Source organism: Amycolatopsis sp. N2S4-7, assembly GCF_058119595.1.
Genome location: NZ_CP172299.1, coordinates 5,518,846 through 5,536,014 on the forward strand (window position 1 = coordinate 5,518,846; position 17,169 = coordinate 5,536,014).

The 17,169-nt window shown below is 72.8% G+C and carries 18 protein-coding genes; 8 read left to right on the forward strand and 10 right to left on the reverse strand.

Features of this window, described 5'->3' with window-relative positions:
* Positions 1-53 precede the first annotated feature (53 nt).
* The 5 genes from ACH54P_RS25690 to ACH54P_RS25710 all read left to right on the forward strand — a co-directional run bounded on the left by ACH54P_RS25690 (position 54) and on the right by ACH54P_RS25710 (position 3,321).
* Positions 54-824, forward strand: coding sequence for a choice-of-anchor protein CoaP (locus tag ACH54P_RS25690; RefSeq protein ID WP_489905938.1), 771 nt, complete (start codon positions 54-56; stop codon positions 822-824).
* Positions 825-835: 11 nt separating this feature from the next.
* Positions 836-1,015 (forward strand): LAXTG motif-containing small protein, encoded by a 180-nt coding sequence (locus ACH54P_RS25695; protein ID WP_125307442.1) that lies wholly within the window; start codon positions 836-838, stop codon positions 1,013-1,015.
* A gap of 95 nt (positions 1,016-1,110) precedes the next feature.
* Positions 1,111-2,262: a non-hydrolyzing UDP-N-acetylglucosamine 2-epimerase gene (wecB, locus tag ACH54P_RS25700; RefSeq protein WP_489905940.1), complete on the forward strand. Its 1,152-nt coding sequence runs from the start codon at positions 1,111-1,113 to the stop codon at positions 2,260-2,262.
* A 53-nt stretch (positions 2,263-2,315) separates the two neighbouring features.
* The gene (locus ACH54P_RS25705) at positions 2,316-2,792 is read left to right on the forward strand and encodes a hypothetical protein (protein WP_489905941.1); all 477 of its coding nucleotides are present in this window, start codon (positions 2,316-2,318) and stop codon (positions 2,790-2,792) included.
* A gap of 91 nt (positions 2,793-2,883) precedes the next feature.
* Positions 2,884-3,321 carry a hypothetical protein gene (locus ACH54P_RS25710; protein WP_489905942.1) on the forward strand — a complete coding sequence of 146 codons (438 nt, stop codon included), beginning with the start codon at positions 2,884-2,886 and terminating at the stop codon, positions 3,319-3,321.
* On the opposite strand, the gene tsaD is transcribed toward ACH54P_RS25710, so the two are convergent.
* Genes tsaD through tsaB form a run of 3 tightly spaced genes read right to left on the reverse strand, consistent with a single transcriptional unit; the run spans position 3,318 to position 5,505 of the window.
* Complete coding sequence (gene tsaD, locus ACH54P_RS25715; protein WP_489905943.1) at positions 3,318-4,364, reverse strand: tRNA (adenosine(37)-N6)-threonylcarbamoyltransferase complex transferase subunit TsaD; 1,047 nt, start codon at positions 4,362-4,364, stop codon at positions 3,318-3,320. The genes ACH54P_RS25710 and tsaD overlap by 4 nt on opposite strands.
* Entirely contained in the window at positions 4,364-4,843 is a 480-nt protein-coding gene (gene rimI, locus ACH54P_RS25720; protein WP_489905944.1) for a ribosomal protein S18-alanine N-acetyltransferase, read from the reverse strand. The genes tsaD and rimI overlap by 1 nt, the downstream gene beginning before the upstream one ends.
* Positions 4,840-5,505 (reverse strand): tRNA (adenosine(37)-N6)-threonylcarbamoyltransferase complex dimerization subunit type 1 TsaB, encoded by a 666-nt coding sequence (gene tsaB, locus ACH54P_RS25725; RefSeq protein WP_489905945.1) that lies wholly within the window; start codon positions 5,503-5,505, stop codon positions 4,840-4,842. Before tsaB ends, rimI begins: the two co-directional genes overlap by 4 nt.
* A 99-nt stretch (positions 5,506-5,604) precedes the next feature.
* Between tsaB and ACH54P_RS25730 the strand changes: the two genes are divergently transcribed.
* The 3 genes from ACH54P_RS25730 to ACH54P_RS25740 all read left to right on the forward strand — a co-directional run bounded on the left by ACH54P_RS25730 (position 5,605) and on the right by ACH54P_RS25740 (position 9,415).
* Positions 5,605-7,029 (forward strand): acyl-CoA synthetase, encoded by a 1,425-nt coding sequence (locus ACH54P_RS25730; RefSeq protein ID WP_489905946.1) that lies wholly within the window; start codon positions 5,605-5,607, stop codon positions 7,027-7,029.
* Positions 7,022-8,350 carry a carboxyl transferase domain-containing protein gene (locus ACH54P_RS25735; protein ID WP_489905947.1) on the forward strand — a complete coding sequence of 443 codons (1,329 nt, stop codon included), beginning with the start codon at positions 7,022-7,024 and terminating at the stop codon, positions 8,348-8,350. Before ACH54P_RS25730 ends, ACH54P_RS25735 begins: the two co-directional genes overlap by 8 nt.
* Positions 8,351-8,452: 102 nt before the next feature.
* On the forward strand, positions 8,453-9,415 hold the full coding sequence (locus tag ACH54P_RS25740; RefSeq protein WP_489916636.1) for a serine hydrolase: 963 nt from the start codon (positions 8,453-8,455) through the stop codon (positions 9,413-9,415).
* 100 nt (positions 9,416-9,515) lie between these two features.
* Here ACH54P_RS25740 and tsaE read toward each other — a convergent pair whose 3' ends face one another.
* The 7 genes from tsaE to ACH54P_RS25775 form a co-directional block, all read right to left on the reverse strand.
* Positions 9,516-9,977: a tRNA (adenosine(37)-N6)-threonylcarbamoyltransferase complex ATPase subunit type 1 TsaE gene (gene tsaE / locus ACH54P_RS25745; protein WP_489905948.1), complete on the reverse strand. Its 462-nt coding sequence runs from the start codon at positions 9,975-9,977 to the stop codon at positions 9,516-9,518.
* Positions 9,974-11,071, reverse strand: a complete 1,098-nt coding sequence (locus ACH54P_RS25750) for an alpha/beta fold hydrolase (protein ID WP_489905949.1) — start codon at positions 11,069-11,071, stop codon at positions 9,974-9,976. The genes tsaE and ACH54P_RS25750 overlap by 4 nt, the downstream gene beginning before the upstream one ends.
* Positions 11,068-12,183, reverse strand: coding sequence for an alanine racemase (alr, locus tag ACH54P_RS25755; RefSeq protein ID WP_489905950.1), 1,116 nt, complete (start codon positions 12,181-12,183; stop codon positions 11,068-11,070). Before alr ends, ACH54P_RS25750 begins: the two co-directional genes overlap by 4 nt.
* 127 nt (positions 12,184-12,310) lie before the next feature.
* A complete protein-coding gene (locus tag ACH54P_RS25760; protein WP_489905951.1) occupies positions 12,311-13,402 on the reverse strand; it encodes an ABC transporter ATP-binding protein in 1,092 nt (363 codons plus the stop codon).
* A gap of 3 nt (positions 13,403-13,405) precedes the next feature.
* Positions 13,406-14,836 carry a xylulokinase gene (xylB, locus tag ACH54P_RS25765; protein ID WP_489905952.1) on the reverse strand — a complete coding sequence of 477 codons (1,431 nt, stop codon included), beginning with the start codon at positions 14,834-14,836 and terminating at the stop codon, positions 13,406-13,408.
* Positions 14,826-15,662: a DeoR/GlpR family DNA-binding transcription regulator gene (locus ACH54P_RS25770; RefSeq protein ID WP_489905953.1), complete on the reverse strand. Its 837-nt coding sequence runs from the start codon at positions 15,660-15,662 to the stop codon at positions 14,826-14,828. Before ACH54P_RS25770 ends, xylB begins: the two co-directional genes overlap by 11 nt.
* A 56-nt stretch (positions 15,663-15,718) precedes the next feature.
* Positions 15,719-17,158, reverse strand: a complete 1,440-nt coding sequence (locus ACH54P_RS25775; RefSeq protein ID WP_489905954.1) for an NAD(P)H-hydrate dehydratase — start codon at positions 17,156-17,158, stop codon at positions 15,719-15,721.
* Positions 17,159-17,169 lie beyond the last annotated feature (11 nt).

The window sequence follows — 17,169 nt, forward strand, 5'->3', positions numbered from 1 at the left end:
GCCGCGGTCACGCGAAACCCCCGAGAAATCCAGCGAATTCGGAGGATCAGTTGATGAAGAGCTCCCTCGTGCGCCGTGGCGGACTGCTCGCCGCGGTCGTGGCGAGCGTCGTGCTCGCCGGCGCGGCCCCCGCTTCGGCGGCCCCCGGCGACGGGTCCGCGTACGGCGTCAAGGTCGACGTCAAGCTGCTCGGCAAGCAGGCGGTGAAGGCGGGGCCGTTCGCGGCCGCGAACACCGCCGGCCCGACCGGCAACAGCCTGGCGAAGGTCGACCTGACCGGCGTCCTGACCACCGGTGTGATCAACACCGAGGCCAAGCGCGACGACAATTCCGGGGCGGTGACGGCGAAGGCGAGCACCGCCGACGTCGGGCTGCCGCTGCTCAAGGCCGCGCTCGGCGACGTCGGCGTCAAGCTCGTCGAGGCCGTCTGCACCGCGACGCAGAAGGGCGTGGAGGGCAGCACGAAGCTGGTCGGCGCGAACCTCGGCAGCGTCGGCGACGTCGACTCCACCCCGGCGGCGAACACGCAGATCAAGGTCGGTCTCGGCGCGCTCAACGTCGCGACGATCATCCTCAACGAACAGATCAAGAACTCCGACGGCAGCCTCACGGTCAACGCCGTCCACGTGAAGCTGCTCGGCGAGGGCCTCAACGCGCTCGGCTCGGGTGACGTCGTGGTGTCGTCGGCGACCTGCGGCCCGGCCGCACCGCCGATGCCGCTGGCGTCCGGAGCCGGCCTGTGGATCGGGCTCGGCCTGCTCGGCGCCGTCGCGCTGCCGGTCGGCACGCGCATCATCCGCAAGCGCCGCGCGGCCCAGGCCTGAGCGAGGCCGCGATGTACAAGATGCCGGGCGCGGGCGTCGGCGTGGCCGGTGGCGGGGTGGGCACCCTCGCCGCCACCGGGGCCGACATCGGGTGGTGGCTGGCCGTCGGCGTGCTCCTGGTCCTGCTCGGGACCGTCGCGCTGATCGCCGTCCACCGCCGCAACCGCCGTCTCTCCCAGGCGCGGGAGTGAGATCGGGCCCGCCGGCGTGTGCCCCTCGCACGCCGGCGGCCCCGCAGGTGGGAAATTGCTGGACACTGGACGATGTGGAGAAGGGGCACCGCGGGGTGGATGTGATGTTGCTGGCCGGGACGCGGCCGGAAGCGCTCAAGCTCGCGCCACTGGCGCTGGCCCTGGCGGCGCACCCGGCGCTGCGGCCGGTCCTGGTCCACAGCGGCCAGCACGCGGGCATGGTGGAACAGGCCCTGGAACCGTTCGGGCTGGCCGTGGACGCGTGGCTCGACGTGCCGCCGCGGATCACCGGCGGCCAGGCGGAGCTCGTGGCGGGCCTGCTGCCCGCCCTCGACGACGCGCTGCGCCGGCACGCCCCGGCCGCGCTCGTCGTCCAGGGCGACACCACGACGACGCTCGCGGGCGCGCTGGCCGCGTTCTGGCTGGGGATCCCGGTGGTGCACCTCGAAGCCGGGCTGCGCACGCACGACCTCGCGGCGCCGTTCCCGGAGGAGGGCGCGCGGCAGATGGTGTCGCGGCTCGCGGCGCTGCACCTGGCGCCGACGCTGCGCGCGGCCGCGGAGCTGCGCGCGGAAGGCGTTGCGCGGCAGCGGATCGCGGTCACGGGCAACACGGTTGTCGACGCCGTCCTGGAGATCGCCGCACGCGACCTGCCGGCGCGGGACACGGCGCTGGCGCTGCTGGAGATGGAGATCGCGGAGGCGGGTGAACGGCTGGTGCTCGTCACCTCGCACCGCCGGGAGTCGTGGGGTGAGCCGCTCGAGCGGACCCTGGCCGCGGTGCAGCTGATCGTGGCCGAGCACCCGGACGTGCAGGTGCTGTTCCCGGCGCACCCGAACCCGGAGGTCCGCGGCCAGGTGGAGGCCGCGCTGGACGGCGTGCCGCGCGTGACGGTGACGGATCCGCTGGAGTACCCGGACCTGGTGCGGGCGCTGCGGCTGGCGTCGCTGGTGCTGACCGATTCCGGCGGCATCCAGGAGGAGGCGCCGACGTTCGGCACCCCGGTGCTGGTGCTGCGTGACGTCACCGAGCGCACGGAAGCGGTGGACGCGGGCAGCGCCTGGCTGGTCGGCACGGACACGGCCCGCATCGCCGACACGGCGGCACGGCTGCTGAGCGGCGAGCTGCGTCCGGCGCAGGAGGGCAACCCCTACGGCGAAGGCAATGCGGCGGTCCTGGCGGTCGCGGCGATCGAGGAACTGCTCGGCGTGCGGTCCCCGGCCCGGCGTGAGGTCGCGGCTTCGTAGCCGCACAATGGCGACTGCTCCATCCGAGTGAACCTGGCCGGCCGCGGGATCAGGTGACGCTCTCGGCGCAGTGGCGGCTCGAGCAGCTCATCAGCAGAACACAGGCGCTGGCACCGAGGCTTCAGCTGCTGACCGACCGGATTTCAAGCCTCGCTGTCAGCGCGAACCACCCACCGGCGGAGCGCAACGCCTTCCGGCTCGCCATCCCCGAGATGAACCTGGCTCGGGCACAGATCGGGAAAGCCGCGGAGTTCTTCGAAATCGCGGCACGAGAGCTGCCCCAAGGTCTGCGGGAACGGGATCCGGAGATCCTGGTCGGCCGGTACTCGCGGGTGCCGCCGTGGATCGCTCCGCAGCTGCAGACCGAACGCACTCGGGCGGCCGAAGCACTCCAGCTCACCATCACCCGGAAGACCACGGCGGCCCTCCAGTCCGCTCCCGACTCGGCGGACCTGGACGGAAAGCTGCTGTACCGGCTCTTTCTCCTCGCCGCAGAGCGCGCGGCAAAGCGACCTCAACAGCAGAGGTGACCACCGCGCACTGGCGAACTTCGCCTTCGGCTGGCTGGGTTTCCGTCCGCGGCCCCAGTTGCGAACCGCCACCCTTGAAGCGGTCGCCGACGTGCTCCTCAAGTACGCGGAGGGACAACTTCCCCCCATCACGGCCGAAGACTACGAAGAGGTGGTGCGGGCCTTCCGCGCCGACGTTTCCTCGGCCCGAGGTGCTTGGAAAGCCGAGTCCCAGCACGAGATCGGCGGTCGGCCGATCTCCAGCCTGGACGAGGCGCTCACGTCGGCGGACGGGCAGGTGATCAGTCGCGTCGACATGCTGACCGGTCTCGCCCGCGTCGAGGACAGCATCGTCAGGCGGGATCTCGTCCGTGGCGTTCGGCGGATACTCACCACTCAGCAGCGGCGGATCGTCTGGCGGGTTTCGGAGGGCATGACCTGGACCGAGGCGGCTCAGCACGAAAACCTGAGCGGTTCCGAAGCCAAGGCCGTGCTTCGCCGGCTCAAGCACCGCCTGCGATTGCCGCGGAGCCGCGGAGCCGCGGGCTAGAGCGAGACCACCCCGACCGGCAACGCCGGGTTCGCGCTGAAGTCCAGCGCCGACGTCGGCCGCTTCGCCGCCACCACGTGCGCGCCCAGCGCCGCGATCATCGCGCCGTTGTCCGTGCACAGCCGCGGGCGCGGGACCCGCAGCTCGATCCCCGCCGCCGCGCAGCGCTCCGCGGCCAGCGACGACAGCCGCGAGTTCGCCGCCACCCCGCCGGAGATCACGATGGTGCCGATCTCCTGCTCCTTCGCCGCGCGGATCGCCTTCATGGTCAGGACGTCCGCGACGGCCTCCTGGAACGACGCCGCGACGTCGTCCACCGGGATCTCTTCGCCGCGCCGCGCCGCGCCCTCGACCCAGCGCGCCACCGACGTCTTCAAGCCGGAGAAGGAGAAGTCGAACTTCGCGTCGCGCGGGCCGGTCATGCCGCGCGGGAACGCGATCGCCGCCGGGTCGCCGTTCTTCGCGGCCTTGTCGATCGGCGGGCCACCCGGGTACGGCAGGCCGAGCACGCGGGCGACCTTGTCGTAGGCCTCGCCCGCGGCGTCGTCCACAGTGGACCCCAGCTCGGTGATCGACGATGCGATGTCGTCGACGCGCAGCAGCTGCGTGTGCCCGCCGGACACCAGCAACGCCAGGCACGGCGTCGGCAGCGGCCCGTGCTGCAGCGTGTCGACCGCGATGTGCCCGGCCAGGTGGTTGACGCCGTAGAGCGGCACGTCCAGCGCCGTCGCGTACGCCTTCGCCGCGGAGACGCCGACGAGCAGCGCGCCCGCCAGGCCCGGCCCCGCCGTCACCGCGATGGCGTCCACATCGGACAGTGCCAGCCCGGCCTTCTCGAACGCGCGCGAAGTCGTCGGGACCATCGCTTCGAGGTGCGCGCGGCTGGCGACCTCGGGCACGACGCCGCCGAAGCGGGCGTGCTGCTCGACGCTGGAGGCGACCTCGTCGGCGAGCAGCTCGACCGTGCCGTCGTCGTGCAGGCGGACCAGGCCGACGCCGGTCTCGTCGCACGAGCTCTCGATGCCCATGATGATGCGTGCCATCAGCCCGCCACCCCGTCTCGCGTCCGCGCCGGGCGGACCATCGTGTACGCGTCGGCGCCGGAAGGCTGGTAGTAGCGCTTCCGGATGCCGAGCCGTTCGAAGCCGTGGCGCTCGTACAGGGCGAGCGCGGTGGTGTTGTCCGTGCGGACCTCGAGGAAGACCGGCGCCTCGAACTCGTCCGCGCGCAGGAGCAGCGCCTGCAGCAGCGCCTTGCCGATGCCCTGGCCCTGGTGCTCGGGGGCGACGCCGATCGTGTGCACGGTCGCCTCGTACTCGCCGCGGCGGCGGCCGACGACGGCCAGCCCGGCGTAGCCGAGGAGCTCGTCGCCTTCGTCCGGGCGGGCGGCGAGGTAGAAGTTGCCGGCGTCCAGCTCGGAGTGGAAGGCGCGGGCGCTCCACGGGTTGTCGCCGGGGAAGAGGATCTTCTCGATCTCGACGCACCGGGCGATGTCCATGCGGCGCAGCGGCTCGAGTCTCACGGGGCGGTCACCCGTTTCGGCGCGGCGGGCTCGGCGGCGTCGGGACGGCGCAGGTAGAGGGGCGTCAGCGGCGCGGGCGGTTCCTTCGCCAGCAGCGCGGCCTTCGCGGCCTTCACGAGCCCGGCGGGCGACGGGAAACGCGGCTCGATCGGCTGGACGTCGAGGGCGGCGGCGTACAGCAGGGCGCCGTCCCCGGCCGCGACCTTGACGCCGGTCTCGAGGTCGGCGGGGCGCTGGACGTTCGGGCCGTCGGTGCGGCGGCCCTCGGCGTCGTACGCGGCCCAGTAGACCTCGCGGCGGCGGGCGTCCGTCATGACCAGGAAGGCTTCGTGCCCGGGCTCGACGTCGGCGGCCAGTGCGTCGAGGCTGCAGACGGGGTACACCGGGATGCCGAGGGCGTGCCCGAGCGCGGCGGCGGTGGCCATCCCGGCGCGCAGGCCGGTGAAGGGCCCGGGGCCGACGCCGGCGACGATCGCGTCGAGGTCCTTCAGGGTGACACCGGCGGCTTCGGCCGCGGCCAGCACGTGCGGGGTGATCAGCTCGCCGTGGGCGCGGGGATCGACCGTGACGCGGTCACCGCGCGTCCCGACCCCGCTGTCGTCCACCGTGACGACACCCGCGGTCACCGCCGGGGTCGAAGTATCGATCGCCAGTACCAACACGGTGTCCCAGCCTACGACCAGGCCCTTCGACGGTTGGCTGCAGGGGACGGATCCGCACGGTAACGTGCGGATCGAGCTCGACACTGGGAGGTCCCCGCGGTGCCCGACCCCATGTTCCCCACCCTCGCCGGCGGATCTGACAGGGAGGCCCTGCGGTTCGGCGACCACACGCTGACCCACGACGACCTCGCCGCGGTCGCCGGCGGCCTCGCCGCGGAGCTGCCGCGCGGCCGGGTCGCGGTGTGGGCGACTCCGACCGTGCACACGAGCGTCGCGGTCGTCGCCGCGCTGCTCGCCGGAGTTGCGGCCGTGCCGCTCAACCCGAAGATCGGCGAACGTGAACTGGCGCACATCCTGGCCGACAGCGAGCCGCAGCTGGTGCTCGCCGAACCGGGCGTCGAGCTCCCCGAAGGCCTTGCCGCGCTCCCCCGCCGCGACATCCCCCTGACCGGCGGGCGCGCCGGGACGTACGACGAGCCGGACCCCGAGACGCCCGCCCTGATCGTCTACACCTCGGGCACCACCGGGCCGCCGAAGGGCGTCGTCCTCCCCCGCCGCGCGATCGCGACCACGCTCGACGCCCTCGAGGACGCCTGGGGCTGGACCGGCGACGACGTCCTCGTGCACGCGCTGCCGCTGTTCCACGTGCACGGCCTGATCCTCGGCATCCTCGGCCCGCTGCGCCGCGGCGGCTCGGTGCGCCACCTCGGCCGGTTCTCGACCGACGGCGTCGCGCGCGAGCTGGCGGCCGGCGCGACGATGCTGTTCGGCGTCCCGACGATGTACCACCGGATCGCCGGCGAGGTCGGCACGGACACGGCGCTGGCCGACGCGCTGCGCGGCGCCCGGCTGCTCGTCTCCGGGTCCGCGGCGCTGCCGGTGCACGACCACCAGCGGATCACCGTGGCGACCGGCCAGCAGGTTGTCGAGCGCTACGGCATGACCGAGACGCTGATGAACACGAGCGTCCGCGCGGACGGCGAGCGCAAGCCCGGCACCGTCGGCGTGCCGTTGCGCGGGGTGGACCTGCGGCTGGTCGGCGACGCGGGCGAAGTGATCGAAGACGTCGAGACCGTCGGCGAAATCCAGGTGCGCGGCCCCAACCTGTTCACCGAGTACCTCAACCGCCCGGACGCGACCGCGGCCGCGTTCGACGGCGGCTGGTTCCGCACCGGCGACATGGCCACGCGCGATGCCGACGGGTACGTCAAGATCGTCGGGCGCAAGGCGACCGACCTGATCAAGAGCGGCGGCTACAAGATCGGCGCCGGCGAGATCGAGAACGCGCTGCTCGAGCACCCGGGCGTCGCGGAGGCGGCCGTCACCGGCGAGCCGGACGACGACCTCGGCGAGCGGATCGTCGCGTGGATCGTGCCGGCCGGTTCGCCGCCTCCGGCCGAGGAGCTCGCCGACCACGTCGCGAAGCTGCTCGCGCCGCACAAGCGCCCGAGGGTCGTCCGGTACCTGGACGCGTTGCCGCGCAACGACATGGGCAAGGTCATGAAGCGGGCGCTCGGTGGCTAGGCTGCCGGCGCGCGAGGTCGTCGACGCGATCGCGACCGGCTTCGCCGAGTTCCCGACCCCGCTGCGCGAAGAGCCGGCCGACGGCCCGATCGGCTGGCCCGGCTACCGCGAAGCACGCGCTGCCGCTTCGGAACGCACGGGTGAGAAGGAATCGGTCGTCTGCGGGACGGCGAAGATCGGCGACGTCGAGGCCGTGCTGGTCGTGTTCGAGTTCGGCTTCCTCGGCGGGTCGCTCGGGCAGCGCACCGGCGACCGGATCGAGGCGGCGTTCGCGCACGCCCGCGACGCGCGGTTGCCGGTGGTCTCGCTGATCGCGACCGGCGGCAGCCGCATGCAGCAGGGCATGCGCGCGTTGATGCAGCTGCAGCGGGTGGCGCGGGCGTCGGCGTTGACGCGTTCGGTGGGCATCCCGCAGATTTCGGTGCTGCGCGACCCGACGACCGGCGGCGGCTGGGCGACGCTGGGCGCGGGCGCCGACGTCATCCTCGCGCTGCCGGAGGCGCAGGTCGGCTTCGCGGGCTCGCGGGTGCGGCCGCCGGAATCGCCGGAGGCGTACACCGCGGAGGCGCATTTCGAATGGGGCCAGGTCGACGCGATCGTTCCCCCCGACGAGCTCGGCGCGGCCTTGGCACGGTGGCTGCGGCTGCTGACTTCCCGCTCGACGGCGGCGGCACCGCTGCCGTCCGCGCTGCGGCCGGCGTCGCCGCCGTCGTCGGGCTGGGAAGCGGTCCAAGCGGCGCGGTCACCCGAGCGGGCGCGGGCGGCCGAGTACCTCGACGCGTACTTCGCCTGGCGGCAGGACATCAGCGGCGACCGCTGCGGCGGCGTCGATCCCGGCGTCGCGTGCGGCTTCGGCTGGCGCGACGGACGGACGATCGCGTACGCGGCCCAGTGCGGTACGCCGACGTCACCCGCGGGCTTCCGGACGGCGGCCCGCTTGGTGCGCCTGGCATCGCGGCTGAGGATCCCGGTCCTGACCCTGGTCGACACCCCGGGCGCGGCCAACGACGCGGCGGCGGAACAGGCGGGCGCGGGCGGCGCGATCGCCGAGCTGTTCGAGGCGGTCGCCACGGCTTCGGTCCCGGTGACCACGCTGGTGATCGGCGAAGGCGGCTCGGGCGGAGCGCTGGCGTTCGCGGCGGCGGGCTCGACTTGGGTGACCCCGGACGCGTACTTCTCGGTGACATCCCCCGAGGCCGCGGCGGCGATCCTGAAACGTCCCGCGTCGGAGGTGCCCGCCATCGCCAACCAGCTGCACCTGCGGCCCCAGGACCTGGTGGACCTGGGCGTCGCCCGCGCGGTGGTGAGTCCGGCTCGATGATCGACGTCCGATCAGGACTGGGGCCAATTGGAGAAATACGGCATCCATCCGTGGTTGGATCTCGTGATGGGGTATCAACTCAACAGGCGAGCGGCGTTCGGTTTGGGGACCGCTGTCGCCGCTGGAAGCATTCTGGCCGGCTCTCCCGCGTACGCGCAGGAAGCAGACATCGAGGCCAGCCCGGCCACACCGGACCGGGCCAGGCAGAGAGTGAAGCGCGTCTACGACGACGCGGCCGCTGAGGCAGGCGGCATCTGGAACTCCTACATCAGCGTGGCCGACCAGGTGGCCGTCGACGTGGCGTCCGACGAGGTCGTCGAGGCGTACAGCGTCAACAAGGTGGCCGTCGCGGTCACCTTGATGGACAAGATCGACCGTGGCCTGCTCACGCTGGACCAGCAGGTCCAGGTGCCGGCGAGCATCGTCGTGCCGGGTGGCGACGGCATCATCATCCTGGACAAGGCGTACCCGAGCGCGTTCACGCTGGGTCACGTCCTGTCGCTGTTCCTCACTGTTTCGGATGACACGTGCGTCCGGCTGGTGGGGCTCGTGGTTCCGGCGGCCGAGATCAACCAGATCCTGGTGACCAAGGGCTTCCCCAACACCCAGGTCACGCCGGTGGCCAACCCGAACCGCTACTTCCTCGGCAAGACCACTCCGCGCGAGACCCACGACCTGCTGAAGGCGCTGGTCGCGGGCACATTGCTGAGCCCGGCGTCGACGGATTACCTGCTGTCCATCCTGCGGTCGCAGGTGGCGTTCACCGACGGTATCCGGCGTGAGATGTCGTCCGCCGATCGGGCGAGGATCGCCACGAAGGCGGGCTGGCTGAACGACGGCCGCAACGAGGCGGGAATCATGTTCGACACCGCGGGCAAGCCGGTGTTGATCTACTCGATGTTCGCGCACGGCCAGGCGAACCCGGAGGACTTCGGGGCCACGCACCCGGTCCGGCAGGCCAACGCGAAGATGGGGCCGAAGTTCCTGCGCGCGGTCGACAAGATCGCGGGGGCCGGCGCCAGGGCATTCCGGGCACCGGCCTACCAGCCGTCCAACGGCGGCTGAGAGCAGCTACCGAGGGCAGCGACCACCGTGGACACCGGGCGGTCGCTGCCCTCCAGCGGTTCTGCCGCCGTGATCCGATCAGCTTGTTCGGTGTGCGGACTTACGCCCGCACCAGCTCCGGCGTCCGGTCCGCCCAGGAACCGTGCGGCTCCAAGGTGATCTCGCGGACGTCGTCCTCACGGCGGTCCAGGCGGACCACCAGGTAATCCTCCGACAGGCGCTCCGCCGACCCCTCGCCCCACTCGACGACGATGGCCGAGCGTTCCAGGTCCGTGTCCAGGTCCAGGTCGTCCAGCTGGGACAGGTCGCCGCCCAGGCGGTACGCGTCCACGTGGACCAGGGGGACTCCGGGGGCGCCCGCCGGGTGGACGCGGGCCAGCACGAACGTCGGTGAGCTCACCCGGCCACCGACGCCCAGGCCGTCCGCGATGCCGCGGGTCAGCGTGGTCTTGCCCGCGCCGAGCGGGCCGGCCAGGAGGACCAGGTCACCGGCGCGCAGGACGCGGCCGAGCGCGCGGCCGAAGTCCATCGTTTCTTCGGGCGTCGGGAACACGAACGTCAACGGGGCCACCACCAGTTCCGTCGGGACGAGGTTTCGCCGTCCACACCGGAACAGCGTTGCAGGAGGTCGATCAGATGGCTGTTCACCAGCTCGGGCTGCTCGAGCTGGACCATGTGCCCGGCGCCGCGCACCCGCACCAGCTCCGCGTCGGGCAGCTCCGCGGCGATCCGCTCGGCGTGCGCGAACGGCGTGAAGCGATCCGAGTCGCCGCCGATGACCAGCACTTCCGCGTGCTTCAGGCCCGCCAGCGCGGCGTACCGGTTGTGGCTGCCGAGGGTGTCGACGAAGTTGACGAGACCGCGCACCGGCGTCACTTCCAGCATCTCGAGCATGAAGTCGACGAGCCGGGGCGCGACGTCGCGGCTGCCGAACGCCAGCCGGCGCACCGCCTGCCGCGTCAGCTGGCCGCCCGCCGCGCGGACGAACTCCACCAGCCCCGGCTGCCAGCCCGCGAGTCCGCCGGCCGCACGCGTCAGCGGGTTGTACTTCGAGAGCAGCGAACGCGGCAACCCGCGTGCGCCCACCTCGCCCGCCGCCGTCGCGATGAAGGCGACCCCGCAGACGCGGTCTTCGAACAGCGACGGGAACTCGGCGGCCAGCTCCATGAGCACCATGCCGCCCATCGAGTGCCCCACCAGCACGATGGGCCCCTCCGGCACCACGGACCGCAGCACGCAGTCCAGGTCGCGCGCCAGCTGCTCGATCGTCGACGTCTCCGCGGAAGCCGCGCCGGAAAGGCCGTGGCTGCGGTGGTCGTAGTAGACCTGGCGCACGCGCGGCAGCCGGAGCGACGCGAGGTCGCGACGCTGGAAGTGCCAGCAGCGCCGCGAAAGCGCGAAGCCGTGCACCCCCACGACCGTCAGTTCCGGTTTCCCGCCGTCCTCCGGGTCGATCTCCTCGACCGACAGCGGCGTGCCGTCCTCGGCCGCGACCGTCGACGTGCGGTCCGGCTTCAGCTCCCCCAGCGGCTCGTCCACGTACGGATCCTCACTGTGCCGCCGCTGCTGCGCGGCGACGATAGCGGCGGCGGCGGTCCCGGTGGCAATGGCCCCGACCCCGCCGGCGATGGCCAGCAGTCGACGTGAAGGTGTCACGAGCGCTCCCCCAGATACCGGCGCCGCACCCGCGGGCGGTACATCGAAGTCACGATCTCGTAGTCGATGGTGCCCAGCTTGTCGGCCCATTCGCGGGCCGTCGGCTCACCGTGCGCACCGGCGCCGAACAGGACGACCTCGTCACCGACCGCGGGTTCGTAGTCACCGCAGTCCACGACCACCTGGTCCATGCAGACCCGCCCGGCGACCGGCCGCCGCTGCCCGCCGAGCCACACGTCCATCCGCCCGGACAGCGACCGCGGCACGCCGTCGGCGTACCCGGCGGGCACCAGCGCGAGGTTCGTGTCGCGCGGCGCGGTCCAGGTGTGCCCGTAGGACACCGATTCCCCGGCTTCGATGCGCTTGACCAGCGCGACCGCCGACCGGAACGTCATGGCCGGGCGCAGGTCTTCGTCCTGCGGCACCGGGTTGAGCCCGTACATCGCGATGCCGGGCCGGACGACGTCGAAGTGCAGGTCCGGCCGGGTCAGCAGGGCGGCCGAGTTCGCCAGGTGCCGCAACGGGTCGAGCCCGGCGCCGCGGGCGACGTCGTAGGCGTCGGCGAACCGCTTGGCCTGCAGGTCGATCGAGGGGTGCCCGGGTTCGTCGGCACACGCGAGGTGGGACCAGATCGCGACGACCTCGACCCGCGGTTCGGCGGCCGCCGATTCGACCAGCTCGGCCCAGCGGGCGGGCGGGCAGCCGTTGCGCGACAGCCCGGTGTCGATTTTGAGGTGCACACGGGCGGGGGTACCCGCTGTGGTGGCGGCCGCGATGCGGCGTAGCTCACCCAGGGAGCTGGCGGCGAGGTCGATGTCCGCCTCGACGGCCGGCGCGAAGTCGACGTCGGGGGTGTCCAGCCAGCTGAACAGCCGGGTCGTGATCCCGGCCCGGCGCAGGTCGAGGGCTTCGCCGAGCGAACAGGTGCCGAGCCAGCTCGCCCCGGCCTCGACCGCGGCGCGCGCCACCGGGAGCGCGCCGTGGCCGTAGGCGTCGGCCTTCACCACGGCCATCACCGCGGAGCCGGGCGCGCGGGCGCCCAGCAGGGTGAGGTTGTGGCGGATCGCGTCGAGGTCGATGTCGACCTGGGCACGAGGGAAACTGGAGGTCATGGCGACCTCCAGTTTCCCATGACCCGAGGTCAGGGCAGCCGCGCCCCACACGTGAGCACGCCCACCCCGCCCCTCGGGCTGAAACTCGCCAAGGTCATGACGACCTCCAGCCACCCATGACCCGAGGTCAGGGCAGGCGCGCCCCGGACGTGGCGGAGAACACGTGCAGCTCGTCGGGGCGGATCCGCAGGTGGAGCGTGTCGCCCATGGCGGGCGGCGTGCGCGGGTCGACCCGGGCGACGACGTTGGACTTGGTGCCCTCGGCGTCGGTCTCGGCGAGCTTGCCGTAGACGTACGCGTCCGAGCCGAGCTCCTCGACGAGGTCGACCTTGATCGGCACGGTGTTGTCGCCCTCGCTGGCCACTTCGAGCGACTCGGGCCGGAAGCCGAGGGTGACCGTGTCGCCGTCGGCGGCCTGGAGGACCTCGCGGGTCAGGGGCACGCTGCCGCCACCCAGCTCGGCGCCGTCGGCCGTCAGCTTCGCCGTGACGAGGTTCATCGCGGGCGAGCCGATGAAGCCGGCCACGAACGCGTTGGCGGGCCGGTCGTACAGGGCGCGCGGGGTGTCGCACTGCTGCAGCAGGCCGTCCGAGAGCACCGCGACGCGGTCACCCATCGTCATGGCCTCGACCTGGTCGTGCGTGACGTACACGGTCGTGACGCCGAGGCGGCGCTGGAGCGCGGCGATCTGCGTACGCGTCGACACGCGCAGCTTCGCGTCGAGGTTCGACAGCGGCTCGTCCATGAGGAAGACCTGCGGCTCCCGCACGATGGCGCGGCCCATCGCGACGCGCTGGCGCTGACCACCGGAGAGCGCTTTCGGCTTGCGGTCGAGGTACTGCTCGATGTCCAGCAGCTTCGCCGCGTCGAGCACCTTCTGCTTGATCTCGGACGCGGGGCGGCCGGCGATCTTCAGCGCGAAGCCCATGTTCTGCGCGACCGTCATGTGCGGGTACAGCGCGTAGTTCTGGAACACCATCGCGATGTCGCGCGAGCGCGGCGGCAGCTGGGTGACGTCGCGGTCGCCGATCCAGACGGCGCCGTCGTCGATGTCCTCGAGCCCGGCGAGCATGCGCAGGCTGGTCGACTTGCCGCAGCCGGACGGGCCGACCAGCACCAGGAACTCGCCGTCGGCGATCTCCAGGTCCAGCGCGTCGACCGCGGGGCGCTCCGAACCCGGGTAGCGCCGGGTCGCCTTGTCGTAGGTGATGGAAGCCATCGGTCAGTCCTCTCGGTTCTCTCGCCGGACCCCGTAAGCCGCTTCGCGGGCTTCGAGGTGGCGTTGCTGGATCCGGTGGCCCTCGGCGCGCTGCGCCTCGGTCGGCTCGTCCAGCTCGAGCCGCGTCTTGGTGTTCTTCTGCCAGGACGGGGGTTCCGCACTGGAAGCCAGGGCCCAGGCCGCCTGCCGCGCCGCGCCGATCGCGACGTATTCGGCGACTTCGGGCAGCTGCACGGGCACGCCGAACACCAGCGGCGCGACCGCGCGGACGGCGGCCGACTGGGCGCCACCGCCGATCAGCAGCACGCGGCGGACGTCGAGGCCGTGCGCGCGCACCGCGTCGAGGCCGGCGGCCAGGCCGCAGAGCATGCCTTCGACGGCGCTGCGCGCGAGGTTCTCCGGAGTCATGTTCGCCCTGGTCAGGCCGGCCAGTGAGCCGGTGGCGCCGGGCAGGTTCGGCGTGCGCTCGCCGTCGAGGTAGGGCAGGAACGTCAGGCCGCCGGCGCCGGGTTCCGCCCGCAGGGCGAGCCGGTCGAACTCCGACAGCGTCGCGCCGAGCATCGTGGCCGTCGCGGTGAGGACGCGGGCGGCGTTGAGGGTGCAGGCCAGCGGGAGGAAGCGGCCGGTCGCGTCGGCGAACCCGGCGACCTCCCCGGACGCGTCGGCCGCGCCGGTCTCGGCGACGCCGAACACCGTGCCGCTGGTGCCGAGCGACACGACGACGTCGCCGGGCTGGAGCTCGAGGGCGAGCGCGGCGGCCATGTTGTCGCCGGTGCCTGCCGAGACGAGCACGCCGTCCGCGGTGTGGCCGGCGGCTTCGGCCGGGCCCAGCACGGTCGGCAGCGCCGGCGTCCGGCCGCCGAAGGCGTGCGCGAGGACGTCGAGGCGGTAGGCGTTGTCGGACGGCGAGAAGTAGCCGGTGCCGGACGCGTCACCGCGGTCGGTGACCGGGTCGCCGCCGGTGAGCTTCCAGGTCAGCCAGTCGTGCGGCAGCAGCACGCGCGCGACGCGGTCGGCGAGCTCCGGCTCGTGGTCGGCCAGCCAGCGCAGCTTCGTGACGGTGAAGCTGGCGACCGGCACCGAGCCCACGGACTTCGCCCAGACCGACGGCCCGCCGAGCTCGTCGATGAGGTCGAGCGCCGACTGCGCGGAGCGCGTGTCGTTCCAGAGCAGCGCGGGCCGGACGACGCCGCCGTCCTCGTCCAGCGTCACCATGCCGTGCTGCTGGCCACCGACGCCGATGGCCTTGACGTCGTCGAGCAGGCCTTTCGACGCTTCGCCGAAGGCCTCCCACCACGCGGCGGGGTCGACCTCGGTGCCCTCGGGGTGCGGCGCGCGGCCGGTGCGGACGATCTCGCCGGTTTCGGCGTCGCACACGACGACCTTGGTCGACTGCGTGGACGAATCGATGCCGGCCACCAGCTCAGCTGTCATACGGCTGACCCTCCTCGACGTGTTCGACGATCTCGATCGCGGTGCCCGCGTTGAGCGCGGCCTCGATCTCCTCGGTCGGGGTGGTCTCCCCGGTGATGAGCAGGTCGTAGTCGCCGACGTCGCCGTGCGCGTAAGTGGCGGTGCGGCCGAACTTCGAGTGGTCGACGACCAGGACGTTGTGGTTCGCGACCTTCAGCGCGGCCTTCTTCAGCTCGGCGTAGTCGCGGTCGGGGTGGAAGAGCCGCCCGACGGCGACCGCGGTCACCGAGACGAACGAGACGTCGGCGTGGATGCTGCCCAGCAGGTTGATGACCTCGGGGCCGGCGCAGGAGTCGTACTCGTGGCTGTAGCGGCCGCCCGCGAGTACGACGTCGACCTGCGGCCCGAGCAGGCGCGCGGCGTGCAGCGAGTTCGTGACGACGGTGAGCGCGTCGACCTCGGCGAGCCGCTTCACCAGCGGCAGGAGCGTCGTGGAGTCGTCGACGAAGACGGTCTGGCCGGGCTGCACGTGCCGGGCGGCGGCCGCGCCGAGAGCGTCCTTCTCGCCGTGGTGGAGCGTGTCGCGGAAGCGGGCGGCGGTCTCGATGGTGAGCGCCGGATAGGCCTCGACCTTGCCGCGGAGCTTGCGCAGGAGCCGGCGCTCGGCGAGGTCGTCGAGGTCGCGGTGCATGGTCATCAGGCTGACCTTGAAGCGCGCGGTCAGGTCGTCGATCCGGACCTCGCCCTGCTCGATGACGTGGTCGAGGATGTCCTGCCGCCGCTGCTCGACGACGGCATCGGACGGCCGGGTCTTCCGGTCTCCCGAGGATGCTGTGCCGCCGCTCACACGGCATTCTTACCAGATTTATCCCCAGGAGTTAACAGGGAACTCGATAACTCTTCTCAGGACGTTAGCGAGCGGATCGCACGGATCGCCTCCGGGATCGCGCGGACCAGGCCGGACGCCGACGTCGGGGCGTTCTGGGCCGCGATCGCGCCCGCCAGCGAGTGCACGTGGGCGGCCGCCGCGGCCGCCAGCCAGGGGTCCAGGCCCGCCGCCAGCAGTGAGCCCACCAGACCCGACAGGACGTCGCCCGAGCCCGCCGTCGCGAGCCACGCTCCGCGCGGGGTGTTGACCGCCACGCGGCCGTCCGGGGCCGCGATCACCGTGCAGTGCCCCTTCAGCAGCACCACGGCGTTGTGCTTCTTCGCGGCTTCACGCGCCGCTGTCACCCGGTCCGCGCCCGGCTTCCGGCCCATCAGGCGCTCGTACTCGCCCGCGTGCGGCGTCAGCACCAGCGGCGTGTCCGGGTCGCGCGCGTCGAGGACGTCCGGCGACTTCGCGATGATCGTCGTCGCGTCGGCGTCCGCGCAGACCGGGACGCCCTGGCCGAGCACGTGCCGCAGCACGTCACGGCCGTCGGAGCCGGTGCCGATGCCCGGCCCGACCGCCCAGGCCTGGACGCGCCCGGCGTCGGCGACCGTGCCGGTCGCGATGATCTCCGGCCACTGCGCCCGGACGACGTCGGCCGCGTGGCCCGCGTACCGCACCATGCCCGCCGTCGCGCGGACCGCCGAGCCCGCCGCGAGCACCGCCGCGCCCGGGTACGTCGCCGAGCCCGCCGCGATGCCGACGACCCCCTGGCTGTACTTGTCGTCGTCCGGGCCGGGCACCGGCCAGGCCGCGGCGACGTCGGCGATGTCGAGGCGCCGCAGGTCGGGGTCCGTCAGCTCGAGGCCGATGTCGACCAGCACGACCTCGCCGCACCACGACGGCGCGAGCGCGTGCACCGGCTTGAGCGCTCCGAACGTCACCGTGCGGGCCGCCTTCACCGCGGGGCCGTCGACCGCGCCGGTGTCCGGGTCGACGCCGCTGGGCAGGTCGACCGCGACGATCGGCGCTTCGACGAGGTCCACGAGCCGCGCGGCGTCCGGCCGCAGCGAGCCGCTGGCGGAGATGCCGACGATCCCGTCGACGACGACGTCGGCCCGGGCGATCCACTGTGGACCGTCCTCGGCGGACACGGCGCGGCCGCCGGCCCGCTTCAGGGCCTTGAGCCCGGCGGGGTGCGCCTTCTCGGGTTTGAGCAGGATCGCCGTGACGGCGACCCCGCGTCGGCGCAGGAAGGCTCCGGCCCAGAGGGCGTCACCGCCGTTGTCGCCGGAGCCGACGAGCAGCACGACCCGGCGGCCGGCCACCGCGCCGGTGTGGTCTTCGAGCAGGTCGGCGATCTGCACCGAGAGCCCGAAGGACGCCCGGCGCATCAGCTCGCCATCGGGCGTGACGGCGAACGCCCGTGCCTCCGCCTCGCGAATCCGTTCCGTGGTCCAGATTCCCTGCACGGCGAAGGCCT

Coding starts and splice junctions, on each gene's coding strand:
- ACH54P_RS25690 (WP_489905938.1), top strand. CDS start 54: ATGAAGAGCTCCCTCGTGCGCCGTGGCGGACTGCTCGCCGCGGTCGTG.
- ACH54P_RS25695 (WP_125307442.1), top strand. CDS start 836: ATGTACAAGATGCCGGGCGCGGGCGTCGGCGTGGCCGGTGGCGGGGTG.
- tsaD (WP_489905943.1), bottom strand. CDS start 4,364: ATGGCACGCATCATCATGGGCATCGAGAGCTCGTGCGACGAGACCGGC.
- alr (WP_489905950.1), bottom strand. CDS start 12,183: ATGACCTCCAGTTTCCCTCGTGCCCAGGTCGACATCGACCTCGACGCG.
- ACH54P_RS25760 (WP_489905951.1), bottom strand. CDS start 13,402: ATGGCTTCCATCACCTACGACAAGGCGACCCGGCGCTACCCGGGTTCG.
- xylB (WP_489905952.1), bottom strand. CDS start 14,836: ATGACAGCTGAGCTGGTGGCCGGCATCGATTCGTCCACGCAGTCGACC.